At 68.9% G+C, this 1163-nt stretch carries 3 protein-coding genes and 1 tRNA gene; all 4 read right to left on the reverse strand.

Going from position 1 to position 1163, the window contains the following annotated elements:
- Positions 1-98 precede the first annotated feature (98 nt).
- Positions 99-635 carry a transcription termination/antitermination protein NusG gene (gene nusG, locus GWK15_RS25540; RefSeq protein ID WP_168044430.1) on the reverse strand — a complete coding sequence of 179 codons (537 nt, stop codon included), beginning with the start codon at positions 633-635 and terminating at the stop codon, positions 99-101.
- Between the two features lie 13 nt (positions 636-648).
- Entirely contained in the window at positions 649-849 is a 201-nt protein-coding gene (gene secE, locus GWK15_RS25545; protein ID WP_456306877.1) for a preprotein translocase subunit SecE, read from the reverse strand.
- A 75-nt stretch (positions 850-924) separates the two neighbouring features.
- Positions 925-1001 (reverse strand) — tRNA-Trp (locus GWK15_RS25550).
- Positions 1002-1072: 71 nt separating this feature from the next.
- On the reverse strand, positions 1073-1163 hold a 91-nt coding region (locus GWK15_RS26475; protein WP_209442117.1), incomplete at its 5' end, for an EF-Tu C-terminal domain-related protein.

A 1163-nucleotide genomic window follows, 5' to 3' on the forward strand; every position in this document is an offset into this window, starting at 1 on the left:
CGAGCCGGCCCGGGGGGGTTGGCGCCCCAGAAACGGGGGTCCCGGGGGGGCCCCCGCCCCCCCGGGGAGGGCCGGGGGGCGGCCCCCCCGGGGCCCCCTTACAGCTTCTCGACCTGCCCGTATTCCAGGTCGACCGGCGTCGAGCGCCCGAAGATCGAGACCGACACCTTCACGCGGCCCTTCTCCTCGTCGACTTCCTCCACCACGCCGTTGAAGGACGTGAAGGGGCCGTCGGCGACGCGGACCTGCTCGCCCACCTCGAAGATGACGGCGGGCTTGCGCGGCTTCTCGACGCCTTCCTGCACCTGCTTCAGCAGGCGCTCGGCCTCGCTCGCGGGGACCGGCTGAGGCTTGTTGCGTGCGCCCAGGAAGCCCGTGACCTTCGGCGTGTCCTTCACCAGGTGCCACGCGTCGTCGGTCATCTCCATCTTCACCAGCACGTAGCCGGGGAAGAACTTGCGGTCGGTGTCGACCTTCTGGCCCCGGCGAACCTCGGTGATCTGCTCGGTCGGGACCAGCACCTCGTCGAACTTGTCCGCGAGGCCCTTCTGCGCGGCCTGCTGCTTGATCTGCTCGGCGATCTTCTTCTCGAAGCCCGAGTAGACATGGACCACGTACCACTTCTTGTCGGCCACGGCGGCGTCCCCTTCAGCCGATCTTGAACACAAGGCGCATGACCAGCTGGATCAGCTGGTCCGTCACCAGGAAGAACACCGCGGCCAGCGCCGACAGCGCCAGCACCAGACCGGTGGTGACGAGCGTCTCCTTGCGCGAGGGCCAGGTCACCCGGGCCACTTCCTGGCGGACTTCCCGGACGAACTGCGCCGGATCGGGCTTTGCCAAGACCATTACCTCTGGAACGAGTGAGGGCGGCGTCCCGTCAGGGTCGCCACCCACGCTGAGAATTGCCGCGGCGGGCAGGAGTGGCAGGGGCGGAGGGTCTCGAACCCCCAACCTCCGGTTTTGGAGACCGGCGCTCTAGCCAATTGAGCTACGCCCCTATTCGGTCCCGGCGCGCGGGGCGGCAACACTACCGCCGCGCGCCGGGGACTCAAGGCCCTGACGGCCCTTTTTACTTCGTGATCTTGGCGACGACGCCGGCGCCGACGGTGCGGCCGCCTTCGCGGATCGCGAAGCGCAGGCCTTCGTCCATGGCGATCGGC

This window comes from Neoroseomonas oryzicola (assembly GCF_012163135.1).
GTDB lineage: Bacteria > Pseudomonadota > Alphaproteobacteria > Acetobacterales > Acetobacteraceae > Neoroseomonas > Neoroseomonas oryzicola.

Bases quoted from the DNA above. Each gene is read 5' to 3' on its own strand.
- secE (WP_456306877.1), bottom strand. From the start codon at position 849: ATGGTCTTGGCAAAGCCCGATCCGGCGCAGTTCGTCCGGGAAGTCCGC.